11 protein-coding genes and 4 tRNA genes are annotated in these 15,182 nt (G+C 43.4%); 10 read left to right on the forward strand and 5 right to left on the reverse strand.

The window, feature by feature from the left end:
* Window positions 1-16: 16 nt before the first annotated feature.
* The 5 genes from LRR81_RS13740 to LRR81_RS13760 form a co-directional block, all read right to left on the reverse strand.
* A complete protein-coding gene (locus tag LRR81_RS13740) occupies window positions 17-1,363 on the reverse strand; it encodes a GH1 family beta-glucosidase (RefSeq protein ID WP_231789954.1) in 1,347 nt (448 codons plus the stop codon).
* Window positions 1,364-1,377: 14 nt separating this feature from the next.
* Complete coding sequence (locus LRR81_RS13745; protein ID WP_231790086.1) at window positions 1,378-2,163, reverse strand: carbohydrate ABC transporter permease; 786 nt, start codon at window positions 2,161-2,163, stop codon at window positions 1,378-1,380.
* A gap of 113 nt (window positions 2,164-2,276) precedes the next feature.
* The gene (locus tag LRR81_RS13750; RefSeq protein WP_231789955.1) at window positions 2,277-3,176 is read right to left on the reverse strand and encodes a carbohydrate ABC transporter permease; all 900 of its coding nucleotides are present in this window, start codon (window positions 3,174-3,176) and stop codon (window positions 2,277-2,279) included.
* Between the two features lie 61 nt (window positions 3,177-3,237).
* A complete protein-coding gene (locus LRR81_RS13755) occupies window positions 3,238-4,548 on the reverse strand; it encodes an ABC transporter substrate-binding protein (protein WP_231789956.1) in 1,311 nt (436 codons plus the stop codon).
* A 159-nt stretch (window positions 4,549-4,707) separates the two neighbouring features.
* A complete protein-coding gene (locus tag LRR81_RS13760; protein WP_231789957.1) occupies window positions 4,708-5,718 on the reverse strand; it encodes a LacI family DNA-binding transcriptional regulator in 1,011 nt (336 codons plus the stop codon).
* Between the two features lie 362 nt (window positions 5,719-6,080).
* Between LRR81_RS13760 and LRR81_RS13765 the strand changes: the two genes are divergently transcribed.
* The 10 genes from LRR81_RS13765 (at window position 6,081) to LRR81_RS13810 (ending at window position 15,182) form a co-directional block, all read left to right on the forward strand.
* Window positions 6,081-7,373, forward strand: a complete 1,293-nt coding sequence (locus tag LRR81_RS13765) for an adenylosuccinate synthase (protein ID WP_231789958.1) — start codon at window positions 6,081-6,083, stop codon at window positions 7,371-7,373.
* A 413-nt stretch (window positions 7,374-7,786) separates the two neighbouring features.
* Window positions 7,787-7,859: transfer RNA gene (locus LRR81_RS13770), tRNA-Lys, on the forward strand.
* A gap of 8 nt (window positions 7,860-7,867) precedes the next feature.
* Window positions 7,868-7,942: transfer RNA gene (locus tag LRR81_RS13775), tRNA-Glu, on the forward strand.
* A gap of 14 nt (window positions 7,943-7,956) precedes the next feature.
* Window positions 7,957-8,033: transfer RNA gene (locus LRR81_RS13780), tRNA-Asp, on the forward strand.
* Window positions 8,034-8,202: 169 nt separating this feature from the next.
* Window positions 8,203-8,275, forward strand: a tRNA-Phe gene (locus LRR81_RS13785).
* A gap of 315 nt (window positions 8,276-8,590) precedes the next feature.
* Window positions 8,591-10,030, forward strand: a complete 1,440-nt coding sequence (locus tag LRR81_RS13790) for a M23 family metallopeptidase (RefSeq protein ID WP_231789959.1) — start codon at window positions 8,591-8,593, stop codon at window positions 10,028-10,030.
* Window positions 10,031-10,449: 419 nt separating this feature from the next.
* The gene (gene yycF / locus LRR81_RS13795) at window positions 10,450-11,163 is read left to right on the forward strand and encodes a response regulator YycF (RefSeq protein WP_231789960.1); all 714 of its coding nucleotides are present in this window, start codon (window positions 10,450-10,452) and stop codon (window positions 11,161-11,163) included.
* Window positions 11,164-11,169: 6 nt separating this feature from the next.
* Window positions 11,170-13,008: a cell wall metabolism sensor histidine kinase WalK gene (walK, locus tag LRR81_RS13800; RefSeq protein ID WP_231789961.1), complete on the forward strand. Its 1,839-nt coding sequence runs from the start codon at window positions 11,170-11,172 to the stop codon at window positions 13,006-13,008.
* The gene (locus tag LRR81_RS13805; RefSeq protein ID WP_231789962.1) at window positions 12,998-14,377 is read left to right on the forward strand and encodes a YycH family regulatory protein; all 1,380 of its coding nucleotides are present in this window, start codon (window positions 12,998-13,000) and stop codon (window positions 14,375-14,377) included. Before walK ends, LRR81_RS13805 begins: the two co-directional genes overlap by 11 nt.
* The gene (locus LRR81_RS13810) at window positions 14,364-15,182 is read left to right on the forward strand and encodes a two-component system regulatory protein YycI (protein WP_231789963.1); all 819 of its coding nucleotides are present in this window, start codon (window positions 14,364-14,366) and stop codon (window positions 15,180-15,182) included. Before LRR81_RS13805 ends, LRR81_RS13810 begins: the two co-directional genes overlap by 14 nt.

Genomic DNA, 15,182 nt, shown 5'->3' on the forward strand with positions numbered 1-15,182 from the left:
CCGCTTCCTGCTGCAATTATGACCCTAATGGCACCGCCGTTTCTCTCTGCTTAATGATGGATTTATATCTGTGCGCGCTGTCCTTCCAAATGCGGTCCTGTGTTTCAAAATCAACATAAATGATTCCGAAGCGCTTATCATAGCCAAAGCTCCATTCAAAGTTATCGAGCAGAGACCATAAAAAATAGCCTTGAATATTCATACCGAGGTGATTTAAATCTGATACTGCCTGAAGATGCTTTTCAAGATAAGAGATTCTAAGTGTATCGTGCACTTTTCCTTCTTCAACCTTGTCGTCATAAGATGCGCCATTCTCTGTAATGTAGATTGGAAGATCTGTATACTCCTTTCGCAGTCTGATGATAAGTTCTTTAAATTCTTCAGGAGCGATGTCCCAGCCCATTCCCGTTTTTTCATAATCGGAGTAGGCTGCTTTATGCAAAAAGTCATTTGCTGCACTGAATTCGACAATTCCTCGGCTGTAATAATTAATCCCGAAAAAGTCGCAAGGAACAGAAATGGTTTCTAAGTCTCCTTGTTTAATAAAGTCGTATGAATGAACATATTTAGAGAATAGATTCATCATATCTGCCGGATAATGCCCTTTGAATATAGGATCAAGGAACCAGCGGTTGGAGTATCCGTCTGCATTATTTGCAGCAAGCTGATCATTTGCGGAATCCGTTTTCGCATAAATAGGGGATAAATTTAGTGTAATTCCTATTGGAGTGCTGCTTGAAAACATGTTTTTAAGCATTTTCACGGCTTCCCCATGTGAAAGAAGGATGTGATGAACCGCTTTCACAGCTTCTTCTAAATTCGTATGCCCTGGCGCATGAACCCCCTGATGATACCCAAGGAATCCTGCACACCATGGTTCGTTATGGGTAATCCAAGAATCAACAAGTCCATCAAGCTCTGTAAAACACACTTCTGCATAGTCAAGAAACCATTGAACAATATCCCGGTTAATCCAGCCGCCTTCTTCGTAAGCCCAAACTGGCAAATCCCAATGGTAAAGGGTAACAGCAGGCATGATTCCTTCCTCCCGGAGACGTTTGGCAATGTTTTTATAAAAGGCCATCCCTTCCGGATTGTATTGTCCTTTATAAGGGAAGATCCTGCTCCAGGAAATAGAAAATCGATAAGCGTCCACTCCCAGGCTTTTTAATATCTGGATATCTTCTTCAAATCGATGATAGTGATCACAAGCAATATTGCCGTTATGCTGCTCATGAACCTTTCCGGGAGTATTACAAAATACATCCCAGATGGAAGGTGACCTTCCTCCTTCATTATGTGCTCCCTCAATCTGATAGGAAGATGTTGCCGTACCGAATACAAAGTCTTTAGAAAAGTTCATTCTTTTTTGCTCCTTTACTCTTTGATTGCTCCAGCAGAGATGCTATTGATGATGTATTTAGATAAGAAAAAGAATGCAACCATAATAGGGACGACCGAGATGGCAATGCCCAGATACATGGAACCAAGATTCTGAGCGACCTGAGATCCTTTTAAAAAGCCCATCAAAACAGGCAGTGTATACTTTTCAGGTGAAAAAATCAGAACTAAAGGCATAATGTAGTTGTTCCAGGACCCAATGAAGGTAAAGATCGACATGGTAGCAACAGCGGGCATCATGATCGGCAAAGCAACGATGTGAAAAATTTTAAATTCACTTGCCCCGTCAATTCTTGCTGCCTCAATGAGACTTGGGTGAAGAGTGGTAAGAATATACTGCCTCAGGAAAAAAACAACAAAGGGACTGGCGACTGCCGGCACAATAAGGGGAATATAAGTATCCAGGATACCAAGTGTTTTAGATAACTCGTAAAAGCCGATCAGTCCAAGCTGCCCAGGAACCATCATCATAACGAGCATAATTACAAACAGGAAATTTTTCCCTTTAAACGTATAGAAGGCGAATCCGTAAGCAGTGAGGGCAGAAAAATATCCGCTTAGAATGGTTACGGTGACTGATATGAATAGACTGTTTTTAAAGCCGGTCCACACATTGACATAATCCATCATCGTTTTGTAATTCTCGATCAGAGAAGCACCGGGGACGAGGGTGAATCCTGTTAAAATATCATCGTTAGACCGTGTCGCGTTGACGAGCATCATTAAAAAAGGAACAAGACAAACAATGGCCAGCACGGCCATACCAGTGTACAGCAATCCTTTCACAAGCTGGTCATTTCCTTTTTTTGGCTCAATGGCGGTTTTCTCAGGTTTAAAATTAGCACTTAATGTTTTCTCTGTTTCAATCATCTTTTTCACACCTGCCTTGCTTGTTTTCGTCCGCTGCTGTACATCGATTTAAAGACGATGGCAGAGAAGATGACAGTGATAAGGAATAGCCCATAGGCAACAGCAGAAGCGTATCCATAATTGTTATATTTGAATGCCTGGTTGTACAGGTATAAAACCATCGTGTTCAGCGACCCATCAGGCGATCCTATTCCATCGGTGATCAGCATTGGCAAATCAAATAATTGAAGTCCGCCAATAAGGGAAGTGATCATAATATACAAAAGAATCGGCTTTAAAAGGGGAAGAGTAATGCTGACAAGTGTTTGCCATCTGTTGGCGCCATCAATCAGGGCAGCTTCGAAATAATCCTTAGAAATTCCGGAAATGCCGGCCATGATGACGATAAAAGAATGCCCAAACCACATCCACGTTAAGATGAGGGACACAGAGATTTGTGCAGTGGCAGGTTCATTCAGCCAGTTAATCGGATCTTTGATCAATCCAAGATTCATCAGCACGATATTCAGTGAACCATGCTGCCAATCGAGCAATATGCCAAACAATAAGGCAACAGAGCTGACTGTTATGAGGTTTGGAAGATAAAAAATGGCTCTGAAAAACGATTGCCCTTTCATTTTCAACCTCATATCAGAAAAGATCGCCGCAAGAATCAGTGCAAGGCCGAGCTGCAAAGCAAAGTTGACTCCCCAAATCTTCAGTGTATTAACAAAGGCTTGAACGAAGAAAGAGTCTGTTAAAAGGCGTGTGTAATTTGAAAAACCGACTGTCTCTGCTATACCGCTGCCTGTATAATTGGTGAAGCTGTAATAGAACGTTAAAGCAACCGGGTAGATACTGAAAATCAAGAAAACCAGCCAAAAAGGTGCGATAAAAAAATATCCGTAACGGTGCAGTTTTTTCACCTTATTCCCTCTCTTTCAAATAGCAAGCGGCATAATCTGTTACGCCGCTTGCCTAGTTCCTTTAATTTGGTACAACTAAATCCGGATACGCATTTTTTGCCTTAAGATAAAACTCTTTAATCGCATCCTCTTTGGATTTTTTGCCATCTGTATACTCCTTCACTGCATTTCCATAAAGGGTATCAAGCTGCTGATCATATTTTGTTACAATGCCCGGTTTAATGCTTTGAGCCTGATCGAGGAAGAATGTATAGTTGTTTTGGCCGTCCAGGAACTTTTCTTTGAAATCACCTTTGATTTCATTTGTTACAGGAAGGAAGGAGAGAACATCTCCGGTATCCTTGGCCCATCCCTTAAGAAAGTCTTTATCTTGTGTCATCATCTTAACGAACTTGTACGCAAGCTCTTTGTTCTTAGATTTGCTGTATACACCAAGCCATGTACCGCCCCAGAAGTATGGACTTGGACCGCTTGTTACTGCCCAATCGCCAGCTGATTTTTTAACATTTGCTTTCAGCACACTATGTAAGCCCCAAGTAGGGAGAACATAGGAGAAGACCTTTGTTTCAACGGTTTTTCCATTTTCTTTTACCTGTACCGGTTTATCCATGGAGCCAAACCAGGATGGGGACCATTCCGGCGCATTTGCTGTGTAGCCCTTTTCTTTCAATTTCTTTGCATAATCCATAAACTCAATTTTTCGATCAGTAAGATTCAATTCTTTTTTATCGTTTACCCATGGCTCTGGGGAGTCCCCTTGTGCAAACCAGCGGATAGCTCCCTCGTCAGGAAACATGCGGTATCCTTTTGCTTTCATTTTTTCAGCTGTGCTAAAAAGTCCGTCCATAGAGGACATCATGCTGCCTATTTTTGCAGGATCATCTGTTCCAAGAACTTCTTTGGCTATGCTGCGTTTGTAGTAAATTCCACCCGGCGTTGTCTGCCATGACAGAGCTCTTACATTGCCGTCTTTGTCCTTGCCCATGTCAAATACATAAGGAATGTAATCTTTAGACAGCTTCTCAGCATTGTACGGCTTTGCAGAGAGATTTTCCCAATATCCGGCATCTACCCATTGTTTAATGAAGGCAAGCTCGCCTGTAAAAACATCTGGAGCACCTACTCCGCTTTCAAGGACAGGCTTCAGCTTTGTAGGATAGTCAGCGATCGGAACGATTGTCAGCTCCACCTTTACGCCGTTCTTTTCCTCAAACTTTGTAATTGGTTTCTTCAATTCATCCGTAAAAGACCATATTCGCAAGTCGGCAGTTTTACCGCCTTTTGCGCCACTCGCACTCTTAGAATCTGAACAGCCGGCAAGGACTCCAATTAATAAAACGAGTGATAAAAGTATGCTACCTGCTTTTTTCATCATAATGCTCCTTTTCCATTGGATTAATATTTGGATTATGGCGTTACGAAAGCGGTTTCGATTTTATCTAAAAAAAATAATCCAATCGAAAGCGGTTTCGATTTTAAATAAAAAAATAAAATGGGAAGTGAAAGCGACTTTTTAAAGCCGCTAACAAAGTCAGGTGATTGCCTTGCAAGATTCCCGCTCAATTAATTTAATGGGGATCATTTCGTTTTTTAGCGACTTTTTCTTTTGGAGGATTTGACTTACCAGCAGCTGGGAAGCCTGTTTTCCAAGCGCTTCGGTATCCTGTTTAATTGTTGTCAGTTTAGGGCATATGTAGCTTGCCATTTCAATATCATCAAAGCCGATAATTGAAATGTCTTCAGGGATGCTTAATCCTGATTTTTTCAATTCTTCCATGGCGCCAATGGCCATCTGGTCTCCTGCAATAAAGATTGCCGTTGGGCGATCGGGATGGGTTAACAGCTTTTTCACAGCCAACCGTCCATCTTCAATAGAGAACAATCCTCCATCTATCAAGTAACCCTCAGGTATGGGAAGCTTGTTTTTCTTCATCGCTCTTTTATACCCTTTAATTCTTTCTGCTCCTGTAAATGATTCGGCGGCACCGGATATATGAGCAATTTTTTGGTGGCCTAAGGAGACCAGATAATCAACGGCTGCTTCTCCGCCTGCTATATTATCAGAATAAACTACACTGCTGTTTACCTCACTCATATCAATCACAACGATTGGTATGTCGCTATCAAGAATTTCAACAACCTGAGGATCATCTTGTGCTGAGCAGATGATGATAATTCCATCGACTCCTCTGTATTGAAAATGCTCTAGGTAGCTGGTATTTCGATTTCGCAGGTTTTTTGAAGGGAAAATGAGATCATAGCCTTCATTTTCTGCATGCTTGCGAAAACTCTCAATGACAGCATTGAAGAAGGGATGCTTCATTCCCACCCCATTTCCTTCGGTAAACATGACACCAATGGACCAAGTTTTCTTGGTAGTAAGAGACTGGGCATGCGAATTCGGCAGATAACCCATTTCAGCCGCAACTGTTAAAATAATATTCTTCGTTTTCTCGCTGACATCCGGATAATTATTCAAAGCTTTGGAAACAGTGGTGCTGGATACTCCAGCCTTTTTTGCTACATCATAGATCGTGGTCATTCCTATTCTCCTTGCATCGAAAGCGCTTTCGTTAAGTTGTATTATAAGTGGCTGATGACTAAATTAGCAAGAAGAATTTTCTGAAAAAAGAAATTCTTTCGGTTTAATAACAGGCAAATAAAAAAGGAAATTTTGGCCTTTATTTTTAAAAATAAGCATTTAATCTGATTAAATACCTATAAATCTAGTGCTGCATGTTACTATTTAACAGTAAATTACGAATAAAAACCACAATGGATCCTTTTAATGTTCGGAAAATGGATTGACAATTCTTTTTTCGATTGATAAAATGTTGGATGGATTTGGTTAAAATAAGATAAGTTGAAATACAAAGCTTAATTACATACGGAGGTGCAGGAACAATGTCTTCAGTTGTCGTAGTAGGTACACAATGGGGCGATGAAGGGAAAGGCAAGATTACTGACTTTCTTTCTGAAAACGCCGAGGTGATTGCACGCTACCAAGGCGGAAATAATGCCGGCCACACGATTAAATTTGACGGAGTAACGTACAAGCTGCATTTAATTCCATCAGGAATTTTCTACAAAGATAAAATATGCGTAATCGGTAACGGTATGGTTGTTGACCCAAAAGCGATCGTTCAGGAGCTTGCTTATCTTCATGAAAGAGGCGTAAGCACAGACAACCTGAGAATCTCTAACAGAGCTCATGTGATTCTTCCATACCACTTGAAATTGGATGCGGTTGAGGAAGAACGCAAAGGTGCCAACAAAATCGGTACAACAAAAAAAGGCATCGGCCCTGCTTACATGGATAAAGCAGCCCGGATCGGCATCCGCATGGCAGACCTTCTTGACCGAGAAGCCTTCCAGGAAAAACTGGAGCGCAACCTGGAAGAAAAGAACCGCCTGTTTGAAAAAATGTATGAAACAGAAGGCTTTGAGATCAGCGACATTCTTGATGAATACTATGAGTACGGCCAGCAGATCAAGCACTATGTGTGCGACACATCCGTCGTACTGAATGATGCCCTTGATGAAGGCCGCCGCGTTCTTTTCGAAGGTGCACAAGGTGTTATGCTTGATATCGACCAGGGAACCTATCCGTTTGTCACCTCTTCCAATCCAGTCGCAGGAGGCGTAACGATCGGTTCAGGCGTCGGCCCAACGAAAATCAACCATGTTGTCGGTGTGTCCAAGGCCTATACTACCCGTGTCGGTGACGGCCCATTCCCTACAGAACTGATGGATGAGACTGGGGACACAATCCGCGAGGTCGGCCGCGAGTACGGTACAACAACCGGACGCCCGAGACGCGTCGGCTGGTTCGACAGCGTCGTTGTCCGCCATGCCCGCCGTGTGAGCGGATTGACGGATCTTTCCCTCAACTCCATTGACGTTCTGACAGGCATTGAAACGCTGAAAATTTGCGTTGCCTACAAATACAAAGGCGCAATCATTGAAGAGTTCCCGGCAAGCCTTAAAGATCTTGCAAAGTGTGAGCCTGTCTATGAAGAGCTTCCAGGCTGGACAGAAGACATTACAGGCGTCAAAAATCTCAGCGAGCTGCCTGCCAATGCCCGCCACTATTTAGAGCGCATCTCTCAGCTCACAGGGATCCCTCTCTCTATTTTCTCTGTTGGGCCTGACCGTTCACAGACAAATGTGGTGCGGAGTGTATACAGTACGATTTGATTTCTTTTTAGAAAAATAAAAAGCAGAGGATTTCGTGTGTGAAATCCTCTGCTTTTTTTTCACCAGCTGCTCCTGATTAACCGAAACAGCATTTTGGGTATGAACATCAACACGTTCCATATAATTTCTGAAAGAATTGAATCACGAACTTCAGATAGGAATTCTTTAAAGTAATTCGTCCGTCTCTTTTTCCTTTTGATGAGTTTCATATTTTGCTCCCAATAGCTTAATTAATAGAATTATACTCCATTTCCTATTACTCAAGGCACTGCAATTTCTTAAAAATACGGCTGCATTTTTTTATCCTGAAAAATCTTTTTTCAAAATATGTGAAAAAAATGCTTGTCTTGCCTTTTTATTCTATGATACTATTAAAAAGTTCTGTTCGACATATTGAACAAAACAGAAATCATGAGCCATTAGCTCAGTCGGTAGAGCATCTGACTTTTAATCAGAGGGTCGAAGGTTCGAGTCCTTCATGGCTCACTTCTCATGGCCCCTTGGTCAAGCGGTTAAGACACCGCCCTTTCACGGCGGTAACACGGGTTCGAATCCCGTAGGGGTCACCATTACATACATAATTGGTCCGGTAGTTCAGTTGGTTAGAATGCCTGCCTGTCACGCAGGAGGTCGCGGGTTCGAGTCCCGTCCGGACCGCCATTTTACTTACCTAGTGTTTTTGAATTTATGTTCAATGAATAAGGGTTTCAATAAGCGAGAAGGTCGAGGAAGCGACTGAGTGAGTACCGGAGCGTATGGATTATACGTGAGGATGCGATCGAAGGAGCTGACGAAGAGATTCGAAGCTTAGTGGAAGCCGTAACTACGTGGCTCGGTAGCTCAGTCGGTAGAGCAACGGACTGAAAATCCGTGTGTCGGCGGTTCGATTCCGTCCCGAGCCATCCAAAGATTGTCCGGGGTTGCCCAAGAAAAAGGTCTGGAATTTTCCAGGCCTTTTTCTTTTTTTAAAGAAAATGACCCACATTCTTCCTCCATTCCCTTCGCAAATTAGGGCAATACTGGCATGAATTACCCATCTTATTACAACAATCCGTGCAATATGACATGCGAAATACAAAAAGATTACATTTCTTCAAACTTCCTGGTTCCTTTTTAGGAATATGGTACTCTAGTAAGGTCTGTTTTTCGTACTTAATGATTAGGCTGCTTGGTACAGCAAATACATAGAGCACTAGAAGGATAGAGGAGGAATATTTTTGGATTATGGAAGTAAGCACAATGGCTATAAGAGCCGTTCTTCTTTTTGGAAAAGAAGCCTGACTGGAAGCGTTTGCGCAGCTGCATTGCTGTTTGGTACAAGCGGTGCATCAGCCGATTCTGAGCTGCCAGAGGTTTATCACATTTATATAAATGGGAAAAATGCAGGGACTGTTGATGATAAATCCATCATAGAAAAGGTTTCTGAGGAAGCTATTCAAAAGGAACAGCCGAAATTTAAGGACATGCCTTTAATGATCAGCAATCTTAAAGTGGTCCCTGAGCAGGTATTCAGACCTGCTGCCGACAATGAGAAAACTGCTGAACGGATGAAAAAGGAAATGACTGTGGCGATTGAGTCAACGGCTATTTTTGCGGATGGCAAGCCGGCTGCTTTCTTTAAATCAAAGAAAGAGGCGGAAGAGGCGCTGAAGCAGTATCAGCTGAAATATACTTCTGAACGGAAACTCAGGGAATATAAAAAATTGCAGGATGGAGAAAAGCTTCCTCCTCTTAAAGAAGGACAATCCAGGATTACAAAGCTTGAGCTGACTAACGGTGTTCACATCGGCGAGGTCAAGGCAGCTCCAAACGCGATAACAAACGTCAAAGATGGCTTAAAGAAACTTGAGAAGGGCACAGTGAGAGAGTCTCTTTACAAGGTGCAGGAAGATGATACAAAGAGCGGCATTGCTTCCTCCTATTCTATGAGTACGGATGAGCTGAAAAAGCTTAATCCAGGCCTCAAGGAGGACGGCAGCCTTGAAGCGGGTTCAAAAGTGAAGGTCTTAGTAAATCAGCCATACTTTGATGTGGTGATTCAAGAGGATGTTTCCAAGCAGGAGGCTCTTCCCTTCCAGACAGAAACGGTGAAAGATGCTTCTATGGAAAAAGGCAAAACGATCGTGAAGCAAAAAGGAGAAGACGGGCAGGCTCAGCGCAGCTATGTTTTCAAAATTGAAAACGGCCGCTTAATTTCTCGGGAAATAGTTTCTGATCATCAGGTAAAAGAACCTGTGAAAGAGATTGTAATGAAAGGAACGAAGAAAGTGTCCTCTGTCGGAGACGGCTCACTGGAGTGGCCGGCAATGGGCGGCGTGATTACAAGCAAGCTCGGCACGCGCTGGGGGAAATTGCATAAAGGCATTGATATTTCCGGTGTCAGCAACAAGACCATTAAAGCGGCTGACGGCGGCAAAGTGATTTTTGCCGGCAAATCAAACGGCTACGGCAATAAAGTCGAAATTGATCATGGCAACGGGTTTAAAACTCTTTATGGCCACTTGAATTCCATTTCTGTCTCAGAGGGTGAGACAGTGGAAAAAGGCGAGAAGATTGGTGTAATGGGTTCCACAGGCCATTCAACAGGACTTCATCTGCACTTTGAAGTTTATAAAAATGGAAAACTTAAAAATCCGTTAAACTATGTGAATAAATAGCCTCTAGCACTGCTAGAGGTTTTTCTTATTAATTAGACTATGTTAAAGAAGAATGTTGATTTTTCCACACCTGTTGATCTACGTTCCAGGCGGGAGACTCCTACGGGAGCAGCGGGACAGGTGAGACCCCGCATGCGCTAAAGCGCAGAGGAGGCTCACCGCCCGCCCCGCGGAAAGCGGACGCCTGAAACGGAAATCAACAGCCAAATTTAATAGAGCCATTAAGTAAAATTCTTGCGTTTTCCCCCATTTTAATACAGCCTGCAAGATGACCTATTTGCCAAAGAGGGGTATACTAAAAGGTACTGCTTTACATCTTCAAGATATTATCATTTACCTGTAATAAACGAGTGCTTGTTTGAAAGGAATTTGTTACATTAATAATAGGTCTGAAACCTTTTGCTAAAGGGGCGAAATACATGGAAAAGAAACGTATTTTAGTTGTGGATGACGAAAAACCGATTGCAGATATATTGGAATTTAATTTAAAAAAAGAAGGCTATGATGTTCATTGCGCCTATGACGGGAATGAAGCCCTTGAAAAGGTGGAAGAGCTGCAGCCGGATCTTTTAATGCTTGATATCATGCTCCCGAACCGCGACGGCATGGAAGTGTGCCGCGAGGTCCGCAAGAAATATGAGATGCCGATTATCATGCTGACAGCGAAGGATTCAGAGATCGATAAGGTCCTTGGGCTTGAGCTTGGTGCTGATGATTATGTCACAAAGCCATTCAGCACAAGAGAGCTTTTGGCGCGGGTTAAAGCCAACCTGAGAAGGCAGCATGCGATTGGAACGGCGGAAGAACAGCAGGGAGAATCAAATGAGATTAATATCGGCTCGCTTGTTATTCATCCTGATGCCTATGTTGTGACAAAGCGCGGCGAGACGATTGAATTGACGCACAGGGAATTTGAATTGCTTCATTATCTGGCAAAGCATATCGGCCAGGTCATGACAAGGGAGCATTTGCTTCAGACAGTTTGGGGCTATGACTACTTCGGCGACGTCCGGACTGTGGACGTGACGGTCCGCAGGCTTCGCGAAAAGATTGAAGACAATCCAAGCCATCCGACATGGATTGTGACACGAAGAGGAGTCGGCTACTATTTGCGAAATCCGGAACAGGAGTAAGACAGAATGGGAAAAGTAAGCTTTTTTCGTTCCATCCACTTTAAATTCACGATGATCTATGTGCTGCTGATTATTATCGCCATGCAGATTATCGGTGTTTATTTTGTCAGGCAGCTTGAAACCTCTCTGAGCCAAAACTTTAAAAGCTCGCTGGTTCAAAGAATCACGCTATTATCCTCCAATGTACAGCAGGAGCTTGATAAAGACACGGCAAACAAAAAGCTGGATTCGGAACAAACAAGAGAGGATCTTACCTCGATCCTGCTTGATTTTAAAAGTGATGAAATCAGGCAGGTGCAGATTATCGACAGCAATTACCGGGTGCTTGCGACATCTGAGCCAAATGACCAGGTGGATGTTGGCAAAAAAACAGCCAATAAGCCGACGGTCAGGAATGCGCTTGAGTTTAATACAGCAGATGAAGAAATAAAAGTGGACCCGGCCACAAATAACCGCCTCATGGTCTCCGCAACGCCGATTGTTCTTCGAAAAGGAACTACCGGCGCTATTTATGTAGAAGCATCCATGAAGGCTGTTTTTGATCAAATGAAAGTCATCAACAACATTTTGGCAACAGGCACGGTTATTTCCCTGTTCATTACAGCGATCCTTGGTATTATCCTGGCGAGAACGATCACAAGGCCGCTCTCTGATATGCGGAAGCATGCGATGGAGCTGGCGAAAGGGAATTTTAAGCGGAAGGTTCGGGTATACGGCCACGACGAAATCGGCCAGCTTGCCTCTACCTTTAACCATTTGACTGAGGAGCTCGATGAGGCGCACGCCCAGACAGAAGGCGAACGGAAAAAACTCGACTCTGTGATTACCAATATGACAGACGGCGTCCTTGCCACAAACAGGCTTGGCGAGATTATCCTCATCAATGAAATTGCGCTGCAAATGCTGAATGTTTCACGTGGAACAGCTATTCATACTCCGATCACAAAGCTTCTTGAAATTGAAGAAGAGGTCACGTTTGATCAGCTGATTGAAAATCCTGATTCGATGATCCTTGATGTGAGCTCAGAGGACAAGCCCTACATCCTGCGAGTTAACTTCTCCATTATTCAGCAGGAGAGCAGGATTGACGGCCTCATCGCGGTTATCTACGACATTACCGAGCAGGAGAAAATCGACCAGGAAAGACGGGAGTTTGTCGCAAACGTCTCACATGAACTGCGCACTCCTCTGACAACGATGAGAAGCTATCTTGAGGCGCTTGCCGAAGGAGCTTGGGAAGATAAAGAAATTGCCCCTCATTTTCTGCAGGTGACTCAAAATGAAACAGAGCGGATGATCCGTCTTGTTAATGACCTTCTGAATCTCTCAAAGCTCGACAGCAAGGATTACCGCCTGTCCAAAGACTGGGTGAATTTCACGGACTTTTTCAATAAAATCATTGACCGGTTTGAAATGACCAAATCACAGCACGTCTCTTTCAGACGCCTGCTTCCTGATAAAGAACTCTTTGTAGACATTGATACAGATAAAATTACACAGGTGCTCGACAATATTATTTCAAATGCTATGAAATATTCTCCTGAGGGAGGCCTCATCACCTTCAGGGTCATTGAAGAAGAGGAAGAAATCGTCATCAGCATTAAAGATGAAGGTGTCGGCATACCGAAGGACAGTCTGAAGAAAATCTTTGAGCGCTTTTACCGTGTGGATAAAGCCCGAACGAGAAGGCTCGGAGGTACAGGACTTGGCCTTGCGATAGCCAAAGAAGTCGTCAATGCGCATGACGGGGAAATTTGGGCTGAAAGCAAAGAAGGAAAAGGGACTGTTGTCTCCTTCACGCTGCCGTTCAGTCCAGATCAAGAGGATGAGTGGGATGAAGCGTGAACAGGCTAAAACAATAACGCTGACTCTATTAACCGTGATCAGCATTATTCTGACATGGAACATTTGGACGTTTCAGCCAAACTATGATTATATTCAGCGCAGTGAATACCTTGAAACACAGGGACTCTCTGAACCTGGCAAAACGAAGCTGATTTCTGATGTCATCAGGCCGCAGCAGATTTTTTACCATAATGACAAAAAGCATCTTGGAACCTTCAATCCGATCACCATCAATAAAGCATGGTCTTTAATGATGGGCTGGAACATTGAAGGCTCCAGAGTGGTGACAGATGAGCACAAGGGGAATTTTCTTAACTGGCTGCAGGGCGAAGACGGGGAAAAGAAAGCCGAATTTGTTCTGCCGGATGAAATCCATACAGATACGCTTCAGGCGATTTTCTCCAAGTGGAAGCAGCAGAAATATCCCTCATCGTTTGACCGGATTATGATTCCGCTGAAAGACAGCTACAATTCAAAGCGGCAAAGTCCGATCTATTTCGTCTCCTATCAAAACCAGCTAGTAGTGGAAGCAGAGGTCAGCGAGTCAGAGATTCAGCAGCTCGACAAGCAGGTTTTCGGGCCGCTTTTCAGCTTTGAGCCTTACGAGGCGGAGGAGATTTCTCCCTCCCTTATGCTGATGCTTCCGAAGCAAAGCCTGAACTTAAAGCATTACACGTATGATACAGCATCGTATCAGCCTGACACATTCAAGCAGGTGATGTTTGACAACCCTAACAGCCCAAACACCCCTGTCATCAGCCAGCAGAAGGAATCTGGGATGATTGAATACACAGATACATCCCATTTCCTTGAAGTCTCTCCTAATGAAAAGAAAATGACATTTCGCAGAACGGCCGCTCCTGCCCTTTCTCCTGATGCGCCGCAGCTTATTCAGCAAAGTATCGATTTTTTAAACAATCACCGCGGCTGGACAGATAACTACATGTTTTTCCGAATGAACAATGCAGCAAATTCAGCTGTATCGTTCCGGCTGAAGCTGAAAAACGGTGTCCCGGTTTTTCCAAGCGATGAAAATCCTTTTGGGCCTACAGATATTGTAGAAGAATGGGGCAGCAGCGATATTGCGAGATATGTCAGACCGACATACCGCCTGAAGTCAGAGGTCAACAATTCTGACCAAAGCATTATGTCCGGCAGTGAACTGATGAAGAATTTGAAAAAACGGCCTGATCTCTACAATCCAAAGACGGTGAAAAATATCTTTCCTGGCTATGAAATGAGTGCGAGCGACCGCTCTCAAATGGTGAATATTGATCCCGCCTGGTTTATCGAAACCAAAGACGGCCGCATCAAGGCTATCCACTTCGATAATCGTGTCATAAGGGGGAAAGCCAATGGATTGGAGTAGAACGAAAACGATCTTTATCATCGCTTTTCTGATTTTGGATATTTTCCTTATTTTTGCGTATCTGGACAAGCGGAACAACAGCAAGTATGATGTGCTGCAAATGGCGACCACAGAGCAGAACCTGTCAACGAACGACATTTCCTACGTTGATTTGCCTGAAGGCGATGATAAAGGCTCCTATATTACAGGAAACAGCAAAAAATTTACGGACAGAGATATAAGAAAGCTGACTGGCCAGAAGCCTGAAGCGGACAAAAGCGAAACGCTTTTATCAATGAAATTTGATAAGCCGATTCCTTTGCCTGATGACAATCTGCAGGAAAAAATGAAGCCGTTTATTGAAAGCAATATCCTGTCAGGCAGCCAATATACGTTCTGGCGCTATGACAAAGCAGGAAAACGCCTCATTTATTTTCAGCAGTACAACGGCAAAACCATCTTCCAGGATGACTTGTCAGCGAACAGCCTCGGCATGCTTGTCCTCAAAATAAACGATGATAATCAAATTTACGCCTATCAGCAGTCCATGCTTGAAAATCTGCAAAAAAATGAAGGCGACGGGGATACACTCGTTTCTGCCTTGAAAGCGGTCGAGGATCTTCTCTACAACAATTCCTTTGATTTGTCGAAAAAAAATAAAGTAACAAAAGCCGAATTAGGGTATTACACACAATATCCCTTTAAAGGCAAACAAGCGCTTGCCCCTGCCTGGCACCTTGTTGTAAACGAAAAAGACGATTACTTTGTCAATGCATTCAGAGGCGAAGTCATTAAGGCAAACCAACCGAAACAAACCTTGGAGTGA

Origin of the sequence: Metabacillus kandeliae (assembly GCF_021166585.1) — a bacterium.
In the GTDB taxonomy this organism is placed as follows: domain Bacteria; phylum Bacillota; class Bacilli; order Bacillales; family Bacillaceae; genus Metabacillus_B; species Metabacillus_B kandeliae.

Coding starts and splice junctions, on each gene's coding strand:
- LRR81_RS13740 (WP_231789954.1), bottom strand. CDS start 1,363: ATGAACTTTTCTAAAGACTTTGTATTCGGTACGGCAACATCTTCCTAT.
- LRR81_RS13745 (WP_231790086.1), bottom strand. CDS start 2,163: ATGGCCGTGCTGGCCATTGTTTGTCTTGTTCCTTTTTTAATGATGCTC.
- LRR81_RS13755 (WP_231789956.1), bottom strand. CDS start 4,548: ATGAAAAAAGCAGGTAGCATACTTTTATCACTCGTTTTATTAATTGGA.
- LRR81_RS13760 (WP_231789957.1), bottom strand. CDS start 5,718: ATGACCACGATCTATGATGTAGCAAAAAAGGCTGGAGTATCCAGCACC.
- LRR81_RS13765 (WP_231789958.1), top strand. CDS start 6,081: ATGTCTTCAGTTGTCGTAGTAGGTACACAATGGGGCGATGAAGGGAAA.
- yycF (WP_231789960.1), top strand. CDS start 10,450: ATGGAAAAGAAACGTATTTTAGTTGTGGATGACGAAAAACCGATTGCA.
- walK (WP_231789961.1), top strand. CDS start 11,170: ATGGGAAAAGTAAGCTTTTTTCGTTCCATCCACTTTAAATTCACGATG.
- LRR81_RS13805 (WP_231789962.1), top strand. CDS start 12,998: ATGAAGCGTGAACAGGCTAAAACAATAACGCTGACTCTATTAACCGTG.
- LRR81_RS13810 (WP_231789963.1), top strand. CDS start 14,364: ATGGATTGGAGTAGAACGAAAACGATCTTTATCATCGCTTTTCTGATT.